We start from the raw sequence: 20,211 nt of genomic DNA, 5'->3' as shown, positions 1-20,211 counted from the left end.
ATGACCCCGCCACCGGAGGAGCTGTGCATGACCGAGGCCGGTACGTCCCTCTCCGCGCTGGTGCGGGCGGCGGCGCGGAGCCGGGGCAGCGCTCCTGCCGTGGTCGACGGAGGGTCGCGGCTGACCTGGGCCGAGCTCGATGCGCAGGTCGACCGCGCGGCGGCCGGCTACGCGGCCCGCGGGCTGACGCCGGGGCAGCGGGTCGCCGTCCAGCTGCCCAACGGGGCCGACTGGCTGCGGGCGGCGCTCGGCGCGCTGCGGGCGGGGCTGGTCGTCGTCCCGGTGAACACCGCCTACACCGACCCCGAGCTGGAGTACGTGCTCACCGACAGCGGCGCGGCGCTGTTCGTCGCGGGCGACCGGGCGCCGGTCGCCGGCGTGCCGGTCTGCACCGGGCCGCCGGCGCACGACGCCGCACCGCCGGCGGACGCCGAGGGGGAAGCCGCCCTGTCGTTCCTGGCCTACACCAGCGGCACCACCGGCCGGCCGCGGGGCGCGATGCTCCCGGCCGCGGCGCTGCGGGCCAACCAGGAGCAGTGCCTGGCGATGAGCCCGCCGCCGGTCCGTCCCGGCGACCGCGTGCTCATCGCGCTCCCGCTGTTCCACGTCTACGGGCTCAACGCCGGCTTCGGGCTGGTCGCGGCCACCGGCGCCTGCGCCGTCCTCGTCGACCACTTCGACCCGGCCGGGACGCTCGAGCTGATGGCGCGCGAGGAGGTCACCGCCGTCCCCGGGGCGCCGCCGATGTACCAGGCGTGGCTGGCCGTCGCCGACGCGGCGGGCTCGGACGCCGGCCTGCGCCGCGCGTTCGCCGCCGTCCGGATGGCCTCCTCCGGCGCCGCCCCGCTGCCCGCCGAGGTCTGGCGGGGGATGCGGGACCGGGCCGCGGTCACCGTCTGGGAGGGCTACGGGCTCACCGAGGCCTGCCCGGTCGTGGCCAGCACCCTGGCCACCGGGCGGGCCAAGCCGGCCTGCATCGGCGGGCCGATCCCCGGCGTGGAGATCCAGCTGCGCGACACCGCCCAGCGCGAACCGGTCGAGGACGACGCACCGACCGCCGTCCGCTTCGCCGAGGACGGCCCGGGGGAGATCTGGGTCCGCGGACCCAACCTGTTCTCCGGCTACTGGCCCGACGGCGCGGGCGGCCCGGACGCCGAGGGCTGGCTGGCCACCGGGGACCTCGCCTATGCCGACCGGGACGGTGACCTGCACCTGGTCGACCGGCGCAGCGACCTCATCCTCGTCAGCGGGTTCAACGTGTACCCGGCGGAGGTGGAGCGGGTGCTCGACACCCATCCCGCCGTCGCCGAGAGCGCGGTCATCGGCGTGCCCGACGCCCGCACCGGCTCCGCGGTCCGCGCGGTGGTCGCCCTCCGGTCCGGGCGGACGGTGGGCCTGGCGGAGCTGCGCGAGCACGCGGCGGCGTCGCTGGCCCGCTACAAGGTGCCGACGTCAGTGCAGGTGCTGGCCGCGTTGCCGCACTCGCTGACCGGCAAGGTGAGCCGCGCCCGGCTGCGCGAGCTGGGCCTGACCCGCCCGGACGACGACGTGGAGGAGGTCTCGTGAGCGAGGCGCGGCTGCAGTTGCTGACCCGCCGGGAGTGCCACCTCTGCGAGAACGCGGCCGCGGCGCTGGAGCTGATCGCCGCCGAGGCGGGGCTGGCGGTCACCGCGGTCGACGTCGACGCCGACCCGGAGCTCCAGGCCGAGTACGGCGACCGGGTGCCGGTGCTGCTGCTCGACGGCCGGGAGCACTCCTACTTCACCGTCGACGTGCCGCGGCTGCGCCGGGACCTGAGCCTCCCCTGACGGCCCCCGTGCAGGGACCCGCCGCGAGCCTGCGAGTGGCGGGAGGCACGGGGGTCCTTGCTATGGTCCTCACCACAGCTGGCGCCGTCTGTCCTGGGTTGCGGCCTCCGAGCCTCCCAGCGACTTTGTTCCTGCGTTCACAAGCGGTTACCGTGGCTGTCGCCGGGCGGTCTCCCGCCCGGGCCCCCGATGTCGTTCGACCGCATCCGGCACCCGCCGGACGTACGGGCGCGACCGCTGTGGAGTGAGTCCGTGACGCAGCCACGGCCCCGGATCCCCGAGGCCACCGTCGCCCGCCTGGCCGTGTACCTGCGGGTGCTCACCGGCCTCGCCGACGGTGGCCGCAGCAACGTCTCCTCCGGTGAGCTGGCCACCGCGGCCGGCGTCAACCCCGCCGGGCTGCGCAAGGACCTCTCCCACCTCGGCCCCTGCGGCGTCCGCGGGGTCGGCTACCACGTGGGCACCCTGCGCGACCGCATCGCCCGGGTGCTCGGCGTCGAGCGGTCCCGCGCGTGCGTGCTGGTCGGGATCGGCAACCTCGGCACCGCACTGGCCGACTACGCCGGCTTCGGCAGCCGCGGCTTCCGGTTCGTCGGGCTCTTCGACGCCGCCCCGGTCCGGGTGGGCCAGCGGATCGGCGGGCAGCTCGTGCGCCCCATGGACGAGCTCGACGAGGTGGTCGCCACGACGGCGGCCACGATCGGGGTCATCGCGACACCGGCCGAGGTCGCCCAGTCCGTCTGCGACCGGCTGACCGCGGCCGGGGTGAGGAGCATCTTGAACTTCGCACCGGTGGCGCTGAGCGCACCCCAGGGTGTCGACGTGCGCCAGGTCGACCTCTCCGTCGAGTTGCAGGTGCTCGCGTTCCTCGGCCAGCAGCGCGGCGGGATCGAGTCCGTGGAGGTGCTCGCATGAGTCTCCTGGCGGTCGGCGTGAGCCACCAGACCGCGCCCGTCGCGCTGCTCGAGCAGTTCGCGATGGGTGCCGACGACACCGTCAAGGCGCTGCACGAGCTGGTCGGGACCGACCACGTCAGCGAGGCCATCGTGCTGGCCACCTGCAACCGCGTCGAGGTGTTCGCCGAGGTGGACCGTTTCCACGGCGGTGTCACCGACGTCAGCCGGGTGCTGGCCCGCCAGGCCGGCGCCACGGTGGAGGAGCTCTCGCCCTACGTCACCGTCCACTACGAGGACCAGGCCGTCACGCACCTGTTCACCGTCGCCGCCGGCCTGGACTCGATGGTCGTCGGCGAGACGCAGGTGCTCGGCCAGCTGCGCACCGCCTACGCGCTGGCCCGTGAGCAGGGCGCCGTGGGCCGGGCGCTGCACCCGGTCGCCCAGCGGGCGCTGCGGGTGGGCAAGCGCGTGCACACCGAGACCGGCATCGACCGGGCCGGCGCCTCGCTGGTCTCGGTCTCCCTCGACCACGCCGAGGACCGGATCGGCTCGCTGGCCGGCCGCTCGGTGCTGGTGGTCGGTGCGGGCTCGATGGGCGCGCTGGCGGCCACGACGCTGGCCCGCCGCGGCGCCGCCGTCACCGTGAGCAGCCGGACGCCGGCGCACGCCGAGCGGCTGGCCACCTCGGTGGAGGGCCGCGCCGCCGAGCTGGCCCGGCTGCCCGAGGAGCTGGCCGCCGCCGACGTGCTGGTCACCTGCACCGGGGCGCGCGGCATCGTCGTCGGGACCGAGGTCGTCGCCCGGGCCATGACCGGCCGCGCCGGCCGGCCGCTGGTCGTCATCGACCTGGCGCTGCCCCGGGACGTCGACCCCGGCGTGGCCGCCGTGCCCGGCGTGCACGTGGTCGACCTCGCCCTCCTGCAGGGCGAGCGGACGGCGGCCGGCGAGCTCTCCGCCAGTCCGGTGGCCGCCGACGACATCGCCGCCGCGCACGCGCTGATCGAGGCCGAGACCGCGCTGCTGCGGGCCGAGTGGCAGGCCGCCGCCGTCGCGCCGACGGTCTCCGCGCTGCGCAGCCAGGCCGCCGAGGTGGTGGACGCCGAGCTGCTGCGGCTCTCGACGCGGCTGCCCGACCTCGACGCCAAGGCCCGCAGCGAGGTCGCCCGCACGGTGCGCCGGGTGGTGGACAAGCTGCTGCACGAGCCGACCGTGCGGGTGAAGGAGCTGGCCAGCGCCCCCGGCGGCGTGGACTACGCCGACGCCCTGCGCGCGCTGTTCGGGCTGGGGATCGACGCCCCCGTCGTCCCCGAGCGGGCGAGCCTGGCCGACGCGGTCACCGTCGACCCCGACGAGCTGAGTGCCGGCGGTGGCGGGTGACCACCACGACCTCGACGCTCCGGCTGGGCACCCGCGCCAGCCGACTGGCCACCACCCAGTCCCAGGCGGTCGCCGACGCGATCACCGCGGCGAGCGGCGTCCCCGTGGAGCTGGTGCACATCAGCACCGAGGGCGACCGCTCGGCGGCGGCGATCGCGCAGCTCGGCGGCACCGGCGTCTTCGTGGCGGCGATCCGGCAGGCCCTGCTGGAGGATGCCGTCGACGTCGCCGTCCACAGCTACAAGGACCTCCCGACGCGGCCCGAGCCCGGGCTGACGGTGGCGGCCGTGCCGCTGCGGGAGGACCCGCGCGACGCGCTGGTCGCCCGCGACGGGCTCACCCTCGGCGAGCTGCCGGCCGGCGCGCGGGTCGGCACCGGCGCGCCGCGGCGGGTGGCCCAGCTGCGCGCCCTCGGCCTCGGGCTGGAGGTCGTGCCGATCCGCGGCAACGTCGACACCCGCATGGCGCGGGTGGTTCCGGGCGACCTGGACGCCGTCGTCCTGGCCCGGGCGGGGCTGACCCGGCTGGGCCGGCTGGACGCCGTCACCGAGACCCTCGACCCGCTGCAGGTGCTGCCCGCGCCGGCGCAGGGCGCGCTGGCCGTGGAGTGCCGGGCCGACGACGTCCGCACGCGGGAGCTGCTCGCCGCCCTGGACGACCCAGCCGCCCGCGCCTGCGTGGCCGCCGAGCGCACCACGCTGGCCACGCTCGAGGCCGGCTGCAGCGCGCCGGTCGCGGCCTACGCCGAGCTCGCCGAGGGGGAGGACGGCCCCGAGCTGTTCCTCCGTGCCTCGGTCACCGCGCTCGACGGCAGCGACGGTGTGCGCGGCTCGGTGAGCGGGCCGCCGGCCGACGCCGAGCGGCTCGGCCGCGAGCTCGCCGCCGACCTGCTCGACCGCGGCGCGGCCGAGCTCATGGCGGCTTCCCGATGACTCCCACCCCCGCCGGGCATCCCCGCCCGGCTCCCCAGACCCCCGCACACCAGCCCTCACGGGCCAGGAACAGGAGCTCGCGATGACGCGCTTCCGCAAGCAGAACGGAACGGCCGGCAAGGTCGTCTTCGTCGGCGCCGGCCCGGGCGACCCGGGCATGCTCACCGCCCGGGCGACCGCGGCGCTGGCCGAGGCCGACGTCGTCCTCGTCGACCCGGACGTGCCGCCGGCGATCGCCGACGCGGTCCGCGAGCAGCGGCCCGGGCTCGAGCTGACCCCCGCCACGGGTGAGCCGGCCGAGATCGCCAAGGCCGCCGTCGCTGCCGCCAAGGGCGGCAGCACGGTCGTCCGGCTCGTCGCCGGCGACCCGTTCACCTCCGACGGCGCGGTCAAGGAGGTGCTCGCCGTCGGCCGCACCTCGGTCGGCTTCGACGTCGTCCCGGGCGTCGCCCCGGCCACCGCCGTCCCGGCCTTCGCCGGTGTCGCCGTCGGCGGCACGTCGGTCAGCGCCGACCTGCGCGGCGGCGACGTCGACCTCGCCGCGCTGGCCGCGGCCGCCTCGGGGCTGGGCGCGCCGCTGGTGCTGCAGGCCAACGCCGAGGAGCTCCCCGACGCGGCCGCGCGGCTGGTCGAGGGCGGCCTGTCCGCCGGGACGCCGATCGTGGTCACCACCGGCGGCTCGGGCACCGCGCAGAAGAGCGTGGTCGCCAAGCTGGCCGCCGTCGCGGAGAAGACCGCCGGCCTCGACGCCCTGACCGGGCCGGTCGTGGCCACCGTCGGCTCGGCCGTCGACAAGCGCGGCAAGCTCTCCTGGTGGGAGAGCCGGCCGCTGTTCGGCTGGCGGGTGCTGGTGCCGCGCACCAAGGACCAGGCCGGCGGGATGAGCGACCGGCTGCGCGCCTACGGGGCCGTGCCGGTCGAGGTGCCGACGATCGCCGTCGAGCCGCCGCGCAGCCCCGCGCAGATGGACCGCGCCATCAAGGGCCTGGTCACCGGCCGCTACGGCTGGATCGTGTTCACCTCGGTGAACGCGGTCAAGGCCGTGCGCGAGAAGTTCGTCGAGCTGGGCCTCGACGCGCGTGCCTTCGCCGGCGTCAAGGTCGCCTGCGTCGGCGAGCAGACCGCCGAGGCGGTGCGGGCCTTCGGGATCGCGCCGGAGCTGGTGCCCACCGGGCAGCAGTCCAGCGAGGGCCTGCTGGCCGACTTCCCCGAGTACGACGACGTGCTGGACCCGATCAACCGGGTGCTGCTGCCGCGCGCCGACATCGCCACCGAGACCCTCGCCGCCGGCCTGGTCGAGCGGGGCTGGGAGATCGACGACGTCACCGCCTACCGCACCGTCCGGGCGGCCCCGCCGGCCGCCGCGGTGCGCGAGGCGATCAAGGGCGGCGGCTTCGACGCGGTGTGCTTCACCTCGTCGAGCACGGTGCGCAACCTGGTCGGCATCGCCGGCAAGCCGCACGCCAAGACCGTCGTCGCGGTGATCGGCCCGCAGACCGCGGCCAGCGCCCAGGAGTTCGGCCTGCGGGTCGACGTCCAGCCGGAGATCGCCGCCGTGGCGCCGCTGGTGGACGCGCTCGCCGAGTACGCCGACTCGCTCAGGGCCGCGGAGGACGCGTGACCGCCGGCTTCGCGCGCGGGCGCCGGCTCCGGTCGACGCCCGCGTTGCGGCGCCTGACCGCCCAGACGCGACTGGCCCCGGCCGACTTCGTGCTGCCGGTGTTCGTCAAGCAGGACATCGCCGAGCCGGTGCCGATCGGCTCGATGCCCGGCGTCGTCCAGCACACGCTGGACTCGCTGCGCAAGGCCGCGCACGAGGCCGCCGAGGCCGGCATCTCCGGGCTGATGCTCTTCGGCATCCCCTCGGCGAAGGACCCGGTCGGCTCGCAGGCCGACGCCGCCGACGGGATCGTCAACGTCGCGCTGCAGCAGCTGCGCGCCGACCTCGGCGACGAGCTGGTGCTCATGGCGGACCTCTGCCTGTGCGAGTACACCGACCACGGGCACTGCGGCGTCGTGACGCCGGCAGGCGTGGTCGACAACGACCCGACGCTGGACCGCTATGCCGCGGTGGCGGTCGCCCAGGCGCAGGCCGGCGCCCACCTCGTGGCGCCCAGCGGGATGATGGACGGCCAGGTCGCGGCGATCCGCGCGGGACTGGACGGCGCCGGGTCCACCGAGGTGCCGATCCTCGCCTACGCGGCCAAGTACGCCTCGGGCTTCTACGGCCCGTTCCGGGAGGCCGCCGAGGGGGCGCCGCAGTTCGGCGACCGCTCGACCTACCAGATGGACCCGCCCAACGCCGACGAGGCGCTGCGCGAGGTGGCGCAGGACATCGCCGAGGGCGCCGACGCGGTCATGGTCAAGCCGGCGCTGCCCTACCTGGACGTCGTCGCCCGGGTCGCCGACGCCGTCGACGTCCCGGTCAGCGCGTACCAGGTGAGCGGCGAGTACGCGATGGTCGAGGCCGCCGCGGCGAACGGCTGGGTGGACCGGCGGCGAGCCGTCCTCGAGACGCTCACCGCGATCCGCCGGGCCGGCGCGGGCACCGTGCTCACCTACTGGGCGGTGGAAGCGGCGCAGTGGTTGTCGCCCACCCGCCCCTAGCGATGACGTACGTCGAGCCCGGGGGCTCCTGGCGGCCGTTCTGGCCGGTCGCCGGCGTCGTCGGGCTCCTCGTCGTCGTGGACCTGCTGCTGCCCGGGCGGGGGGTCCCGTCGCTGGTCCTCGCGCTGGCCGGGTGCGCGCTCGGTGCCGTGCTGGGCCACACGCTCATGGTCCGCCGGGCCTGGACGGTGCGGGTCGACGCCGAGGGCGCCGACGCCGGCCTCACCGTCGGCCGGGAGCGGGTACCGCTCGCCGACGTCGACGCCGCCCACCTGCGCGCGGTCACCGCCGGGACGGCGGGGGCCGACGCCGGCGCCGCCGTCCTCGGCGGCGGCGGGTCGCTGCCGCGCGGGCGGGCCGGGCTCCCGCTGCGGCTCATCGACGGGCGCACCGTGCTGGTGCCCACCCGCGACCCGGCCGCGCTGACCACCGCACTGCTCGCCGCCCTCCGGGACACCCCGGACGGCTCCCGAGGGAGGAAGGGGACACTGGGCTCGTGACCTCGCCGGACAGCCCCCCGTACGCCTACGAGGCCCCCAGGTCGGCCGATCTGTTCGCCCGCGGTCAGCGGGTCACCCCGGGCGGGGTGAACAGCCCGGTGCGCGCCTTCCGCGCGGTCGGCGGCACCCCCCGGTTCATGGCCAAGGGGTCCGGGGCCTACCTGACCGACGCCGACGGGCGCCGCTACGTGGACCTGGTCGCCTCGTGGGGCCCGCTGATCCTCGGCCACGCGCACCCGGCGGTCGTCGAGGCGGTCACCGCCGCCGCCCGCCGCGGCCTCACCTTCGGCGCCCCGACCGAGGGCGAGCTGGAGCTGGCCGAGGAGATCATCGCCCGGATGCCGCCGGTGCAGCGGGTGCGGCTGGTCAACTCCGGCACGGAGGCGGTGCTCTCGGCGGTCCGGCTGGCCCGCGGCGTCACCGGCCGCCCGCTCGTGGTCAAGTTCGCCGGCTGCTATCACGGCCACGTCGACGCGCTGCTGGCCTCGGCCGGCTCCGGCGTGGCCACCCTGGGCCTGCCCGACACCCCGGGCGTCACCACCGGCGCGGCCGCCGACACCGTCGTGCTGCCCTACAACGACGTCGCGGCGGTCGAGGCGGTGTTCGCCGAGCGCGGCGCCGAGATCGCCTGCGTCATCACCGAGGCCGCGGTCGGCAACATGGGCGTCGTCCCGCCGCTGGACGGGTTCAACGCCCAGCTGCGCCGGATCACCGCCGCGCACGGCGCGCTGTTCATCGTCGACGAGGTCATGACCGGCTTCCGGGTCTCCCGCTCCGGCTGGTACGGCGTGGACCCGGTCGACGCCGACCTGTTCACCTTCGGCAAGGTCATGGGCGGCGGGCTGCCCGCGGCCGCGTTCGGCGGCCGCGCCGACCTCATGGACCACCTGGCCCCGGCCGGGCCGGTGTACCAGGCGGGCACGCTGTCGGGGAACCCGGTGGCCGTGGCCGCCGGCCTGGCCACGCTGCGGCACTGCACCGGCGCGGTCTACGCCCGCTGCGACGAGGTGGCCGGGACCCTGCGCGGCGCGGCCAGCGCCGCGCTGTTCTCCGCCGGCGTCCCGCACCGGGTGCAGCAGGCCGGCTCGATGTTCTCCGTGTTCTTCGTGCCCGACGGGCGGCGGGTCCGCGACTACGACGACGCCCGCTCGCAGGACGCCAGCCGCTACACCGCCTTCTTCCACGCGATGCTCGCCCGCGGGGTGTACCTGCCCCCGTCGGCGTTCGAGGCGTGGTTCGTCAGCGCCGCGCTGGACGACGAGGCCGTCGAGCGGGTGCTCGCCGCGCTGCCCGCGGCCGCCCGCGCCGCCGCCGCGGTCGAGCCCGCCGCCGCGCCGCCCGCCGAGGACCCGGCCGGGGTGAGCACCTGATGGCCGAGACCACCGTGGTGCACCTGCTGCGCCACGGCGAGGTGTTCAACCCGGACAAGGTCCTCTACGGCCGGCTGGCCGGCTACCGGCTCTCCGACGCCGGCGAGGGCATGGCGCGGGCGGCCGCCCGCTGGTTCGCCGACCGGGGGGTGACGCACCTGGTGTCCAGCCCGCTGGAGCGGGCCCGGCAGACCGCCGCGCCGATCGCCGAGGCGCTGTCGCTGCCGGTCACGCTCGACGACCGGCTGATCGAGGCGAGCAACCTGTTCGAGGGGCTGCGGGTCGGCGTCGGCGACGGCGCCCTGCGCATGCCCCAGCACTGGTGGAAGCTGCGCAACCCGTTCCGGCCCTCGTGGGGCGAGCCCTACGTCGAGATCGCCGCCCGGATGCTCGCCGCGGTCGAGGCCGCCCGCGACGCCGCGCGCGGGTCGGCGGCGGTGTGCGTCAGCCACCAGCTGCCGATCTGGACCGTCCGGCTGCACCTGGAGGGACGCCGGTACGTGCACGACCCGCGCCGCCGACAGTGCGGCCTGGCCAGCGTCACCTCGCTGACCTACGAGGGCGACCGCTTCGTCGGGCTCTCCTACGCCGAGCCGGCGGGTGCGACCGACCCCGACGCGGTGCCCGGGGCATGAGGTACCTCCCTCCGAGGAGCTCCGATGGCGCTCCACGTCCCCGCAGGGGCCCCGGTGGTGGGTTGCTCGGTGCCCTGGCGGCGGCGCTGCTGCTCGCGGGCTGCTCCACCGGCGCGAACGCCGTCGACGTCAACAACGGCGGCGAGTTCCGCTTCGTCGCCGGCACCCCGGCCGGTGAGGTCATCCCGGCGGCCGAGCGCGCCGCCGCGCCCGACTTCTCCGGCACCCTGCTGGGCGGGGGCGGGTTCTCCTCCGACGAGCTGGCCGGCGACGTCGCCGTCCTCAACTTCTGGGGCTCGTGGTGCCCGCCCTGCCGGGTGGAGACGCCGGAGTTCCAGGAGGTCTACGCCGACGTCCGGGACCAGGGCGTCGCCTTCCTCGGGCTGAACGTCAAGGAGACCAGCGAGCAGTTCGCCCAGGCCTTCGTCGACAGCGAGGGCATCGAGTTCCCCTCCCTCTACGACCCGCGCGGTGAGGTGGCGCTGGCGTTCCGGGACTACCCGGCGAACGCGATCCCGTCCACGATCGTGCTCGACCGTGACGGCCGGGTGGCCGCCGTCTACACCGGCGAGGTCGCCCAGGGCGACCTGCGCGCGGTGATCGACTCGCTGGTGGCGGAGGGGAGCTGATGGGGGAGACGTTCGGCGCCCTCGTCACCGACGGCCCGCTGCTCGTCGCCGCCGCGGTGGCCGCGCTGGTCGGGCTGGTCAGCTTCGCCTCGCCGTGCGTGCTGCCCCTGGTGCCCGGCTACCTGTCCTACGTCACCGGCCTGGCCGGCACCGGCGCCCGGGCGGCGGTCGCGGTGCCGGCCGGCAGTTCTCCTCCCCCGGGGGCCCAGGCGACCGCGGTGCGCACCGACGAGCGCTCCTCCCGCGGCCGGATGGTGCTCGGCGCGCTGCTGTTCGTGCTCGGGTTCACCGCGGTCTTCGTCGCCTTCGGCGCCGCGTTCGGCGGGCTGGGCCGGTTGCTGCTGCAGCACGCCGACGTGCTGACCCGCGTGTTCGGCGTCGTCACCATCGTCATGGGGCTGGCCTTCCTCGGCTGGCTGCCGGTCCTGCAGCGCACCGCCCGGATCTCCGCCCGCCCGGTCGCCGGCCTGGCGGGGGCGCCGCTGCTGGGCGTCGTCTTCGGCCTCGGCTGGACGCCGTGCCTCGGGCCGACCCTGGCCGCGGTCAACTCGCTGGCCTACGTGGAGGCGACCGCCGGCCGCGGCGCGGTGCTCGGCGTCGCCTACTGCCTGGGCCTCGGGGTGCCGTTCGTGCTGGTGGCGCTGGGCGCCCGGTGGGCTCTCGGCGCGACGTCCTTCCTGCGCCGGAACGCCCGGACCGTCACCCGCGTCGGCGGCGCACTGCTGCTCGTCGTCGGCGTCCTGCTGGTCACCGGGGCCTGGACCGAGATGATGGGCTGGCTGCGCTCATGGCTGGCCGCGACAGGCTTCGGGGAGTCCGCCCTGTGAGCACCGCGAGAACGACGGGCGAGCGAGCATCGCAGCGAGCGCCAGCGAGCGAGGAGCGGCACGAGCTCGGAGTCGAGCCATGAGCCTGCAAGCGCCGCCGCGGCCGGCCGAGGTGCCGCAGCCGCCGGCCGGGCCCTCGGCCGGCCGGCGCGCGCTGAACCTCTGGCTGCGCTGGTGGCGCCGGCTCACGGCCATGCGGACGGCGATCATCCTGCTGCTCCTGCTGGCGCTGGCGGCGATCCCCGGGTCGCTGCTGCCGCAGCGGTCGCTCAACCAGAGCAACGTCACCCAGTACTTCGCCGACCACCCGACGCTGGCGCCCGTCCTCGACCGCCTCTACCTGTTCGACGTCTTCAGCTCCCCGTGGTTCGCCGCGGTCTACCTGCTGCTGTTCGTCTCGCTGATCGGCTGCGTCGTCCCCCGGCTGGTCGAGCACGCCCGCGCGCTGCGCGCCGCGCCGCCGCCGGCCCCCCGCCGGCTGCTGCGGCTCCCGGACTCCGCCGAGCTGCCCACCGCCCTGGACGGCGCTGCCGCCCTCGACGTGGTCGAGGAGGAGCTGCGGGTCCGCCGCTTCCGGGTCGTCCGCCGGTCCGGTGGGTCCGGCCCCGAGCTGTCGGCCGAGAAGGGCTCCTGGAAGGAGACCGGCAACCTGCTGTTCCACCTCTCGCTGGTGGCGCTGCTGCTCGGCCTGGCCGGCGGCAAGCTGTGGGGCTACGAGGGCAGCATCCTGGTCACCGAGGGCCAGGGGTTCTGCAACTCGTTCCAGCAGTACGACACCTACTCGGCCGGTCCCCTGGTCGAGGGCGGCGACCTCACGCCGCTGTGCGTCGACCTCGAGGACTTCCGCGCCGAGTACGAGGAGAACCTGACCGCGGCCTCCTTCACCGCGGACATCTCCTACGGCGCCCCCGGCGAGGAGGGCAGGCCGACGACGATCGGCGTCAACGACCCGCTGCGCCTCGACGGCGACCGGGTCTACGTCACCGGGCACGGCTACTCCCCGGCGTTCACCGTCACGCTGCCCGACGGGACGGCGTTCACCGACGTCTCCGCGCCGTTCCTCCCCTCCGACCAGACCACGATGGCCAGCGAGGGCGCGCTCAAGCTGCCCGACCTGGGTGCCGGGGTCGAGGACCAGTTGGCCCTCGAGGGCTTCTTCGCCCCGACCGGCGTGCTGCAGGGCGGCATCCTCACCTCGATCGACCCGCGACCGCTCAACCCGCAGGTCGCGATCCTGGCCTACCAGGGCTACCTGGGCCTGGACTCCGGGTTGCCGCAGTCGGTGTACGCGCTGGACCGGAGCCAGATCGAGCGCGGCCGGCTCGCCGAGGTGGGCCGGGCCAACCTGTCGGTCGGGCAGTCCCTGACCCTCGAGGACGGGACGGCGATCACCTTCAGCGGCTACCGGCAGTTCGCCGCGCTGCAGTTCTCGCACGACCCCGGGCAGCTGTGGGTGCTCGCCGCCGCGGTCAGCCTGCTGCTCGGCCTGCTCGCGCTGCTGCTCCTGCGCCGCGAGCGGTTCTTCGCCCGCGTCGGACCCGCCTCCGACGGCGGCGGTACCGTGCTCACGGTCGGCTCGCTGACCCGGGGCGGCGGCGACAGCGCTCCCCGGTTCGCCGAGCTGACCGGCCGGCTGCGGACGGCGCTCGACGCCCGCGCCCCCGGCACCCCCACCCCGTCGTCCGGCGGGGCCCGCACCGGAACCGGAGGCTCTCCCGAGTGACCGTTGACCAGTCGCTGGCCGACCTGTCGGACACCCTGTTCTCGATCACCGTCGCGCTCTACTCGGTGGCCGTCGTCGCCTTCTCCGCGCAGCTGGCCTTCGGTCGCCGTCCGGCCACCGACCGCGAGCTGGTCGGCGCCGGGGTCGGCACGGGCACCGGCGGGGACGGCGCGGCTCCGGCCGAGACGACGGCCACCGCCCGGTGGGGCCTGGCCGGGATCGCGCTCACCGCCCTCGGCGCGCTGGTGCACACCGGCGTCCTGGTCACCCGCGGCCTGGCCGCCGACCGGCTGCCCTGGGGCAACATGTACGAGTTCGCCACCGCCGTCGTGCTCGTCGGCGTGGTGGCGTTCCTCGTGGTGGCCGTCCGCACGCCGGTGGTGCGCAGCATCGGCGCCTTCGTGCTCGCACCGGTCGTGATCTCCCTGGTCGCGATCGGGCTCTTCCTCTACACCGAGACCGGCCCGCTGGTCGCGGCGCTGCGCTCGAGCTGGCTGGCCGTGCACGTCAGCACCGCGATCCTCGGGTTCGGCATCTTCTTCGTCAGCGGGATCGCCAGTGTCCTGTACCTGCTGCGGGTGCGGCACGAGACCGGCGGCGCCGACGCCGGCAGCTCGGTGCTCTCCCGCCTGCCGAGCGCCGCGACCCTGGACCGGGTCGCCCACCGCACCGCCGTCTTCGGCTTCCCGATCTGGACCTTCGCCGTCATCGCCGGCGCCATCTGGGCCGAGAGCGCCTGGGGCCGGTTCTGGGGCTGGGACCCGAAGGAGACGTGGGCGTTCATCGCCTGGGTCGTCTACGCCGGGTACCTGCACGCGCGGACGACGGCCGGCTGGCGCGGGCGTCCTGCGGCGTGGGTCAACGTGGTCGGCCTCGGCGTCATGATCTTCAACCTGCTGTACGTGAACATGGTGTCCACGGGACTGCACAGTTACGCAGGGGTCAGCTGAGTCGCACGAGCACCCCCGAGGGGTGACACGCTGGCCGTTCCGGGGGCCGGCAGCGTGACGCGGCCCACCGCCGCGTGCTTCCATGCGCGCATGACGCAGAACGGGGCAGTTCCCCGTGGGTAGGCACTCGGCCGCCGACGGCGCCACCGTGCACCCGGTCGTCGCCGCCGCGCTCGCCCGGCGACAGGAGGGTGTGCCCGCCGGCCGGCACGGTGACCTGGAGGCAGAGAGCACGCACAGCAACGTCGGCTGGCCCGGGTCCCCGGGCTCCGGTGAGGGCACGCCCTCCGGCGGCAGCGTGGGCTGGCCGGGCGGCGCGAGCCAGCCGGCCCGTCAGGAGACGTCGGTCGCCGACGAGGCACCGGAGAAGCCCCGCGGCTGGCGGCGCCTGTTCGGCTCTCGGGCGGCTTGAGAGAGGACCCCTGCCCCCACCGCTCGCAAGCCCGCGGCGGGGCCCTGCAGGGGGCCTTACGCGGGAGAGCCGTCGTCGCGCCGCGCGCGGCGCTCGAGCTCGCGTAGGAACTCGGGGTCGTCGTCGGGCGCCATCGGCCGGACGTCGCGCCCCGGACGGGGCCCCGGACGCCGCGGGGCACGCACCCCGCCCGCGCCCGGACCGCCCGCCGCGGAGGCCGCGCGCATCACCAGCACGACCACAACGACCGCCACCACCAGCACCACCAGGAACGCCATGGCGGTCCACCCCCTGCCGTCGAGCCCGAGTGCACTCCACAGTACGTGCGCGGCGATACTCGACCGCGGCAGTCCACCGCCGGGCGAGGGGAGCGCACCATCGACGCCGTCGACCGGCAGCTGATCGAGCTGCTGCGCGCCAACGGTCGGGCGAGCTACGCCGAACTGGCCCGGCAGGTCGGGCTCTCCTCACCCGCGGTGCACGAGCGGGTCGGCAAGCTGGAGGCCGCCGGCGTCATCCTCGGCTACCACGCGATCATCGACCCGCCGTCCGTCGGGCTGGACGTCACGGCCCTGGTGAGCGTCATCGAGAGCGACTCGGTCGACGACACCGGGCTCGTGGAGGCGTTGCGGGTGATGCCGGAGGTCGAGGACTGCTGGCGGGTCGCCGGCAGCGAGGGCTACGTGCTCAAGGTGCGCGTGACCGACATCCCGGCACTGGAGGCCACCATCAGCGCGTTGAACAGGATCCGGGGCGTCGCCCGGACTCGGACGACCGTCGTCCTGAGCACGAAGTGGGAGGGCCGCCATGGCCGAGAAGGCTGAACCGACGGTGCCCGGCGCGCCGACCGGGGGACCGGCGGCCCCGCCGCGGATCGCCCCCTGGCTGGTCATCTACACCGTCGGCCGGCTGGCCATCGCAGCCGCGCTCGTGCTGCTGCTGTGGTGGCTCGGGCTGGAGGGCTTCCCCGGCCTGCTGTTCGGCCTGCTGCTGTCGATGCCGGTGTCCTACGTGCTGCTGCGCCCCTCGCGCGAGCGGCTGACCGAGGGGCTCGCTGCCCGCAGCGTCGCCCGCCAGCAGGCCAAGCAGCGGCTGGGCGCCCGCCTGAGCGGCGACCAGCCCGCCTGACCCGTCGGTCAGCCCGGGGTGTGCAGGTCGCGGGTCGTCATCCGCGTGACCGCCCCGTACCACGAGCGCGCGGACGCCAGCCCGGTCACGACGGTGCCCACGACCCACCCGGCGTCCCCGGCGGCGGTCACCAGCTCGTCGCGGACCGGGCCGAAGCGGCCGCCCAGCAGCCCGGCCACCTCGGCGATCGCGGTGGCCGCGGCCAGCGGTGGGGGCGGCTGCGCGCCGATCCCCTCCAGCGTCGCCGACACCGCCGCTCGCGACACCGCCGGGTCCACGGGGCGGTAGCGCTCCCCGCGCCACCACCGCCGCTGCCGGTACGGCTCCCACACACCCTCCGCGACGAGCGTCCGGGCGATCTCGGCGAGGTCCGGGCCGCCGTCGGCGACCACCTCGTCCAGCGTGCGGCCGGAGGTGGCCAGGTCGGCGGCGACGTGGTCGGCGAGCGGGTCACCGGTGGGCGTCGCGTCGACCGCGACGTGGTCGTCGGCGTCGGTGAGCCGGCCGGCGAGGGCCAGGTCGACGAGGAGGCCGGCCCGCACCGCGCGGTCGGCCCAGCGGGAGTCGGTCAGCCGGCCGTCGCCCTGGAGGCAGAGCAGCGCCAGCCGCCGTCCGACGCCGTCGGGGCCCGCCATGCCGGCAGGGTAGGGCCTCAGCCGCTGAGCGCGAGGCCGGCGGCGACCAGGACGCCGGTGGCCAGCGTCAGCACGCCGGTGCCCTGCAGCGCCCCGATGAGCACCGGACCACGACCGCCGGAGAGCACGGTGCGCACCGGCGGCACGGCCAGGGGGACGGCGAGCAGGCCCAGCAGCGCCCACGGCCGGGTCACCCCGATCGCGGCCACCACGGCGAACGCGACGACCGGGAGCGCCGCGAAGGTCACCCGGGTGCCGCGCTCGCCCACCAGCACCGCCAGCGTGCGCTTGCCGACGGCGGCGTCACCCTCGATGTCGCGCAGGTTGTTGACCACCAGCAGGGCCACGATGAGCAGGCCGATGGGCACGGCGGCGGCGACGGCCAGCCCCTCGACCGAGCGGGTCTGCGCGAACGTCGTCCCGACGACGGCGACCAGGCCGAAGAAGACGAAGACGAACACCTCGCCCAGCGCCCGGTAGCCGTAGGGGATCGGGCCGCCGGTGTAGGTCCAGGCGGCGACGATGCACGCCGCGCCCACGGCGACCAGCCACCAGCTCGACAGCGCCGCCAGCGCGAGCCCGGCGACGCCGGCGACGGCGAACGAGAGCAGCGCCGCGACCAGCACCTGCCGGGGCGTCGCCGCGCCGGAGCCGACCAGCCGCATCGGCCCGACCCGCACCGTGTCGGTGCCGCGGGTGCCGTCGGAGTAGTCGTTGGCGTAGTTCACCGCCACCTGCAGCGCGAGCGCGACGACCAGCGCCAGCAGCGCCGGGACGAGCCGGAACCCGTCGAGCGCGGCGGCCGCGCCGGTGCCGACCAGCACGGGCGCCAGTGCGGCGGGCAGCGTGCGCGGGCGGGCGCCGGCCAGCCACTGGGCGGGGGTGGCCATCGTCACTCCTCCTGGAGGGCCGCGGCGACGCCCCGGCGGTCGGGCTTGCCGGTGTGCAGCGTCGGGACGGCGGGGATGCGGTGCAGCTCACGGGGGGCGGACGGCGCCCCCAGCCGGTCGGCGACCCAGGGCCGCAGCGTCGCGAGGTCCGGCTCCGCCCCGGGCACGGGGACGACGGCGGCGACCACCCGCTGCCCCCACTCCGCATCGGGCCGGCCGAACACCACCGCGTCGGCGACGTCCGGGTGCTCGCGCAGCACGCCCTCCACGGCCGGCGGGGCGACGTTCACCCCGCCGGTGACGACGACGTCGTCCAGCCGCCCGTGCACGGTGAGCCGGCCGTCCGCGTCGAGCGCACCGGCGTCCCGGGTGCGGAACCAGCCGCCGGCGAAGGCGGCCACGCTGCCCTCGGGGTCCAGCCGGTAGCCCAGCGCCAGCACCGGCCCGGCCAGCTCGATGCCGCCGCCGGTCATCCGCACGTGGACGCCGTCCAGCGGCCGGCCGTCGTACACGCAGCCGCCGGCGGTCTCGGTCATGCCGTAGCTCGTGACCACGGCGACGCCCTCGGCCCGGGCCCGGGCCCGCAGGCCGGCGTCCGTGGCGGCGCCGCCGACCAGCACCGCGTCGAGCGCCCGCAGCGCGTCCGGTTCGGCGTCGAGGTACCGGCGCAGCTGGGTGGGCACCATCGCCACGTACCGCCGGCCGGCGGGCATCCGCGCGAGGGCGGCGGCCAGGGGCTCACCGCGGGCGAGCACGGTCGGCGACGTGCCGGCCAGGATCGACCGGCACAGCACCTGGAGCCCGGCGATCGACGACACCGGCAGGGCGAGCAGCCACGACCCGGGGCCGCCCAGGCGCTGCTGCGTCGCCGCGGCCGAGGCGCGCACGGCCGCGGCGGGCAGCAGCACGCCGGAGCCGGCGCCGGTGGAGCCCGAGGTGACGACGACGAGGTCCGCGCCGGGTTCCAGCGGTTCCTCGGGACGCAGCAGCGCGCGGGCCGCCTCGACCGCCGCGGGCGGGCCCGCCGGGAGGACCGCCAGTGGAGCGCGGCCGTCGAGCGCGGCGCGCAGGTGCGGCAGCAGCGCGAGGGGGTCGGCGGGCGCGGGCACGAGGATCAGGTGCCGGGCCACGAGGTCCCAGAGTAAGGACCCTCCTGCCCCCCACCGCTCGCAGGCTCGCGGAGGGGCCCTGCAGGAGGGCCGGATTACGCTGCTCGTGTGGCGGAGGCGGCGGTGATCGACGCCGTGCGGATCTGGTCGGTGCCGATGCGCACCCGCTTCCGCGGCATCGACGCGCGCGACGGCGTGCTGGTGCACGGCCCGGCCGGCTGGGGCGAGTTCTCCCCGTTCTGGGACTACGACGTCGACGAGAGCCGCCGCTGGTGGGCGGCCGCCGTCGAGTCCGCGGTCGAGGGGTGGCCCGCCCCGGTCCGGGACACGGTGCCGGTCAACGTGACGGTGCCCGCCGTCGACGCGGACCGGGCACACGCGCTCGTCGCCGCCTCCGGCTGCCGTACCGCCAAGGTGAAGGTGGCCGAGCCCGGGCAGACGCCGGCCGACGACGTGGCTCGGGTCGAGGCGGTGCGCGACGCCCTGGGCCCGGACGGCGCGATCCGCGTCGACGCCAACGCCGCCTGGGACGTCGACACCGCGGTGGCCCGCATCCGCGAGCTGGACCGCGTCGGCCTCGAGTACGTCGAGCAGCCCTGCGCCACGCTCGACGAGCTGGCCGCGCTGCGCCGGCGCACCGACGTCCGGGTGGCGGTGGACGAGGGCGTGCGCCGCGCGGCGGACCCGCTGCGGGTCGACCTGCGGCAGGCCTGCGACGTCGTCGTCCTCAAGGTGCAGCCGCTGGGCGGGGTCCGGGCCGCGCTGCGGGTGGCCGAGGCGCACGGACTGCCGTGCGTGGTCTCCTCGGCGCTGGAGTCGTCGGTCGGCATCGCCGCGGGGGTGGCGCTGGCCGCCGCGCTGCCGGAGCTGCCGTTCGCCTGCGGGCTGGCCACCGTCGCACTGCTGGCCGGCGACGTGACGAGCACGCCGCTGCTCCCGGTGGACGGCGCGCTGCCGGTGCGGCGGGTGGAGCCCGACCGGCTGGCCGAGGTGGCGGCCGACCCGCCGACCCAGTCGCGCTGGGGGGCCCGGCTGGCCGCGGTGAGCGCTCGGTGAACCCCGCCACCTGGTGCGCGCTGGTGCTCGTGGACGAGCTGGTCCGCGGCGGCGTCACCGACGCCGTCCTCGCGCCGGGGTCGCGGTCGGCCCCGGTCGCGCTGGCGCTGTTCGAGGCCGAGCGCGCCGGCCGGCTGACCCTGCACGTGCGCATCGACGAGCGGACGGCGTCCTTCCTCGCCCTCGGCCTGGCGAAGGCGTCCGGCCGCCCGGTGCCGGTGCTCACCACGTCCGGAACGGCGACGGCGCACCTGCACGCCGCCGTGCTCGAGGCCGACGCGTCGGGGGTGCCGCTGCTGGCGCTCACCGCCGACCGCCCGCCGGAGCTGCGCGACACCGGGGCGAACCAGACGATCGTGCAGCCCGGGCTCTACGGCGGGGCGGTACGGGCCGCCGTCGACGTCGGGGTGCCCGAGGCCGGCCGCGAGGTGGCGCAGAACCGGTACTGGCGGTCGCTGGTGGCCAAGGCCCTGCTCGTCGCCCGGGGCGCGCTGTCCGGCGACCCGGGGCCGGTGCACCTGAACCTGCCGTTCCGGGAGCCGCTGCTGCCCGACGGTCCCGTTCCCGCGGAGCTGCCCGGGCCGTGGGCCGGCCGGCCGGACGGCGCGCCGTGGACGGCCGGGACGGGACCGTCGGCTGTCCCCCTGCCGGACGCCGGGCCCGCCCGCACGCTCGTCGTGGCCGGCGACGCGCCCGCTGCCCTCGGCCGGGCGGCGGCCGCGCTGGC

Annotated in this window: 23 protein-coding genes; 19 read left to right on the top strand and 4 right to left on the bottom strand. The window is 76.5% G+C overall.

Annotated features, from left to right (window positions below):
- The first annotated feature begins 27 nt into the window (after positions 1-27).
- From MY520_RS03285 to MY520_RS03215, 15 genes are all read left to right on the top strand, one after another.
- Positions 28-1,566, top strand: a complete 1,539-nt coding sequence (locus MY520_RS03285) for a class I adenylate-forming enzyme family protein (protein ID WP_436690057.1) — start codon at positions 28-30, stop codon at positions 1,564-1,566.
- Positions 1,563-1,808, top strand: coding sequence for a glutaredoxin family protein (locus MY520_RS03280; RefSeq protein ID WP_436690055.1), 246 nt, complete (start codon positions 1,563-1,565; stop codon positions 1,806-1,808). Before MY520_RS03285 ends, MY520_RS03280 begins: the two co-directional genes overlap by 4 nt.
- A gap of 252 nt (positions 1,809-2,060) precedes the next feature.
- Positions 2,061-2,723, top strand: coding sequence for a redox-sensing transcriptional repressor Rex (locus MY520_RS03275; protein WP_436690053.1), 663 nt, complete (start codon positions 2,061-2,063; stop codon positions 2,721-2,723).
- On the top strand, positions 2,720-4,081 hold the full coding sequence (locus MY520_RS03270; RefSeq protein ID WP_436690051.1) for a glutamyl-tRNA reductase: 1,362 nt from the start codon (positions 2,720-2,722) through the stop codon (positions 4,079-4,081). Before MY520_RS03275 ends, MY520_RS03270 begins: the two co-directional genes overlap by 4 nt.
- Entirely contained in the window at positions 4,078-5,013 is a 936-nt protein-coding gene (hemC, locus tag MY520_RS03265) for a hydroxymethylbilane synthase (RefSeq protein ID WP_436690049.1), read from the top strand. The genes MY520_RS03270 and hemC overlap by 4 nt, the downstream gene beginning before the upstream one ends.
- Positions 5,014-5,095: 82 nt before the next feature.
- Complete coding sequence (locus MY520_RS03260; RefSeq protein ID WP_436690047.1) at positions 5,096-6,634, top strand: uroporphyrinogen-III synthase; 1,539 nt, start codon at positions 5,096-5,098, stop codon at positions 6,632-6,634.
- Positions 6,631-7,620, top strand: coding sequence for a porphobilinogen synthase (gene hemB / locus MY520_RS03255; protein ID WP_436690046.1), 990 nt, complete (start codon positions 6,631-6,633; stop codon positions 7,618-7,620). Before MY520_RS03260 ends, hemB begins: the two co-directional genes overlap by 4 nt.
- A 2-nt stretch (positions 7,621-7,622) precedes the next feature.
- Entirely contained in the window at positions 7,623-8,120 is a 498-nt protein-coding gene (locus MY520_RS03250) for a hypothetical protein (RefSeq protein WP_436690044.1), read from the top strand.
- Complete coding sequence (gene hemL, locus MY520_RS03245; RefSeq protein ID WP_436690042.1) at positions 8,117-9,490, top strand: glutamate-1-semialdehyde 2,1-aminomutase; 1,374 nt, start codon at positions 8,117-8,119, stop codon at positions 9,488-9,490. The genes MY520_RS03250 and hemL overlap by 4 nt, the downstream gene beginning before the upstream one ends.
- Positions 9,490-10,125 (top strand): histidine phosphatase family protein, encoded by a 636-nt coding sequence (locus MY520_RS03240; RefSeq protein WP_436690040.1) that lies wholly within the window; start codon positions 9,490-9,492, stop codon positions 10,123-10,125. Before hemL ends, MY520_RS03240 begins: the two co-directional genes overlap by 1 nt.
- Positions 10,126-10,187: 62 nt before the next feature.
- Positions 10,188-10,754 (top strand): TlpA family protein disulfide reductase, encoded by a 567-nt coding sequence (locus MY520_RS03235; RefSeq protein WP_436690038.1) that lies wholly within the window; start codon positions 10,188-10,190, stop codon positions 10,752-10,754.
- A complete protein-coding gene (locus tag MY520_RS03230; protein WP_436690036.1) occupies positions 10,754-11,581 on the top strand; it encodes a cytochrome c biogenesis CcdA family protein in 828 nt (275 codons plus the stop codon). The genes MY520_RS03235 and MY520_RS03230 overlap by 1 nt, the downstream gene beginning before the upstream one ends.
- Positions 11,582-11,660: 79 nt before the next feature.
- A complete protein-coding gene (gene resB / locus MY520_RS03225) occupies positions 11,661-13,304 on the top strand; it encodes a cytochrome c biogenesis protein ResB (RefSeq protein WP_436690034.1) in 1,644 nt (547 codons plus the stop codon).
- The gene (gene ccsB, locus MY520_RS03220) at positions 13,301-14,254 is read left to right on the top strand and encodes a c-type cytochrome biogenesis protein CcsB (protein ID WP_436690032.1); all 954 of its coding nucleotides are present in this window, start codon (positions 13,301-13,303) and stop codon (positions 14,252-14,254) included. The genes resB and ccsB overlap by 4 nt, the downstream gene beginning before the upstream one ends.
- 115 nt (positions 14,255-14,369) lie before the next feature.
- A complete protein-coding gene (locus tag MY520_RS03215) occupies positions 14,370-14,666 on the top strand; it encodes a hypothetical protein (RefSeq protein WP_436690030.1) in 297 nt (98 codons plus the stop codon).
- Between the two features lie 56 nt (positions 14,667-14,722).
- Here MY520_RS03215 and MY520_RS03210 read toward each other — a convergent pair whose 3' ends face one another.
- Positions 14,723-14,944: a hypothetical protein gene (locus MY520_RS03210; protein ID WP_436690028.1), complete on the bottom strand. Its 222-nt coding sequence runs from the start codon at positions 14,942-14,944 to the stop codon at positions 14,723-14,725.
- Between the two features lie 45 nt (positions 14,945-14,989).
- Here MY520_RS03210 and MY520_RS03205 point away from each other — a divergent pair, with 45 nt between their 5' ends.
- A complete protein-coding gene (locus tag MY520_RS03205) occupies positions 14,990-15,490 on the top strand; it encodes an Lrp/AsnC family transcriptional regulator (RefSeq protein WP_436690026.1) in 501 nt (166 codons plus the stop codon).
- Positions 15,474-15,794, top strand: a complete 321-nt coding sequence (locus MY520_RS03200) for a DUF4229 domain-containing protein (protein ID WP_436690024.1) — start codon at positions 15,474-15,476, stop codon at positions 15,792-15,794. The genes MY520_RS03205 and MY520_RS03200 overlap by 17 nt, the downstream gene beginning before the upstream one ends.
- Before the next feature lie 8 nt (positions 15,795-15,802).
- Here the strand turns inward: MY520_RS03200 and MY520_RS03195 are convergent, their stop codons facing one another.
- Genes MY520_RS03195 through menE form a run of 3 tightly spaced genes read right to left on the bottom strand, consistent with a single transcriptional unit; the run spans position 15,803 to position 18,449 of the window.
- Positions 15,803-16,429 carry a GPP34 family phosphoprotein gene (locus MY520_RS03195; RefSeq protein ID WP_436690022.1) on the bottom strand — a complete coding sequence of 209 codons (627 nt, stop codon included), beginning with the start codon at positions 16,427-16,429 and terminating at the stop codon, positions 15,803-15,805.
- Between the two features lie 17 nt (positions 16,430-16,446).
- The gene (locus MY520_RS03190) at positions 16,447-17,319 is read right to left on the bottom strand and encodes a 1,4-dihydroxy-2-naphthoate polyprenyltransferase (protein ID WP_436690020.1); all 873 of its coding nucleotides are present in this window, start codon (positions 17,317-17,319) and stop codon (positions 16,447-16,449) included.
- A 2-nt stretch (positions 17,320-17,321) separates the two neighbouring features.
- Positions 17,322-18,449 (bottom strand): o-succinylbenzoate--CoA ligase, encoded by a 1,128-nt coding sequence (gene menE / locus MY520_RS03185; protein ID WP_436690018.1) that lies wholly within the window; start codon positions 18,447-18,449, stop codon positions 17,322-17,324.
- A gap of 87 nt (positions 18,450-18,536) precedes the next feature.
- Here menE and MY520_RS03180 point away from each other — a divergent pair, with 87 nt between their 5' ends.
- Complete coding sequence (locus MY520_RS03180; protein WP_436690016.1) at positions 18,537-19,484, top strand: o-succinylbenzoate synthase; 948 nt, start codon at positions 18,537-18,539, stop codon at positions 19,482-19,484.
- On the top strand, positions 19,481-20,211 hold a 731-nt coding region (locus tag MY520_RS03175), incomplete at its 3' end, for a thiamine pyrophosphate-binding protein (protein ID WP_436690014.1). The genes MY520_RS03180 and MY520_RS03175, both read left to right, overlap by 4 nt.

Origin of the sequence: Geodermatophilus sp. CPCC 205506 (assembly GCF_051383635.1) — a bacterium.
Classification (GTDB): Bacteria; Actinomycetota; Actinomycetes; order Mycobacteriales; family Geodermatophilaceae; genus Geodermatophilus.
The sequence above is the reverse complement of the archived record's forward strand: the minus strand, read 5'-3'. Positions and strand labels throughout refer to the sequence as shown.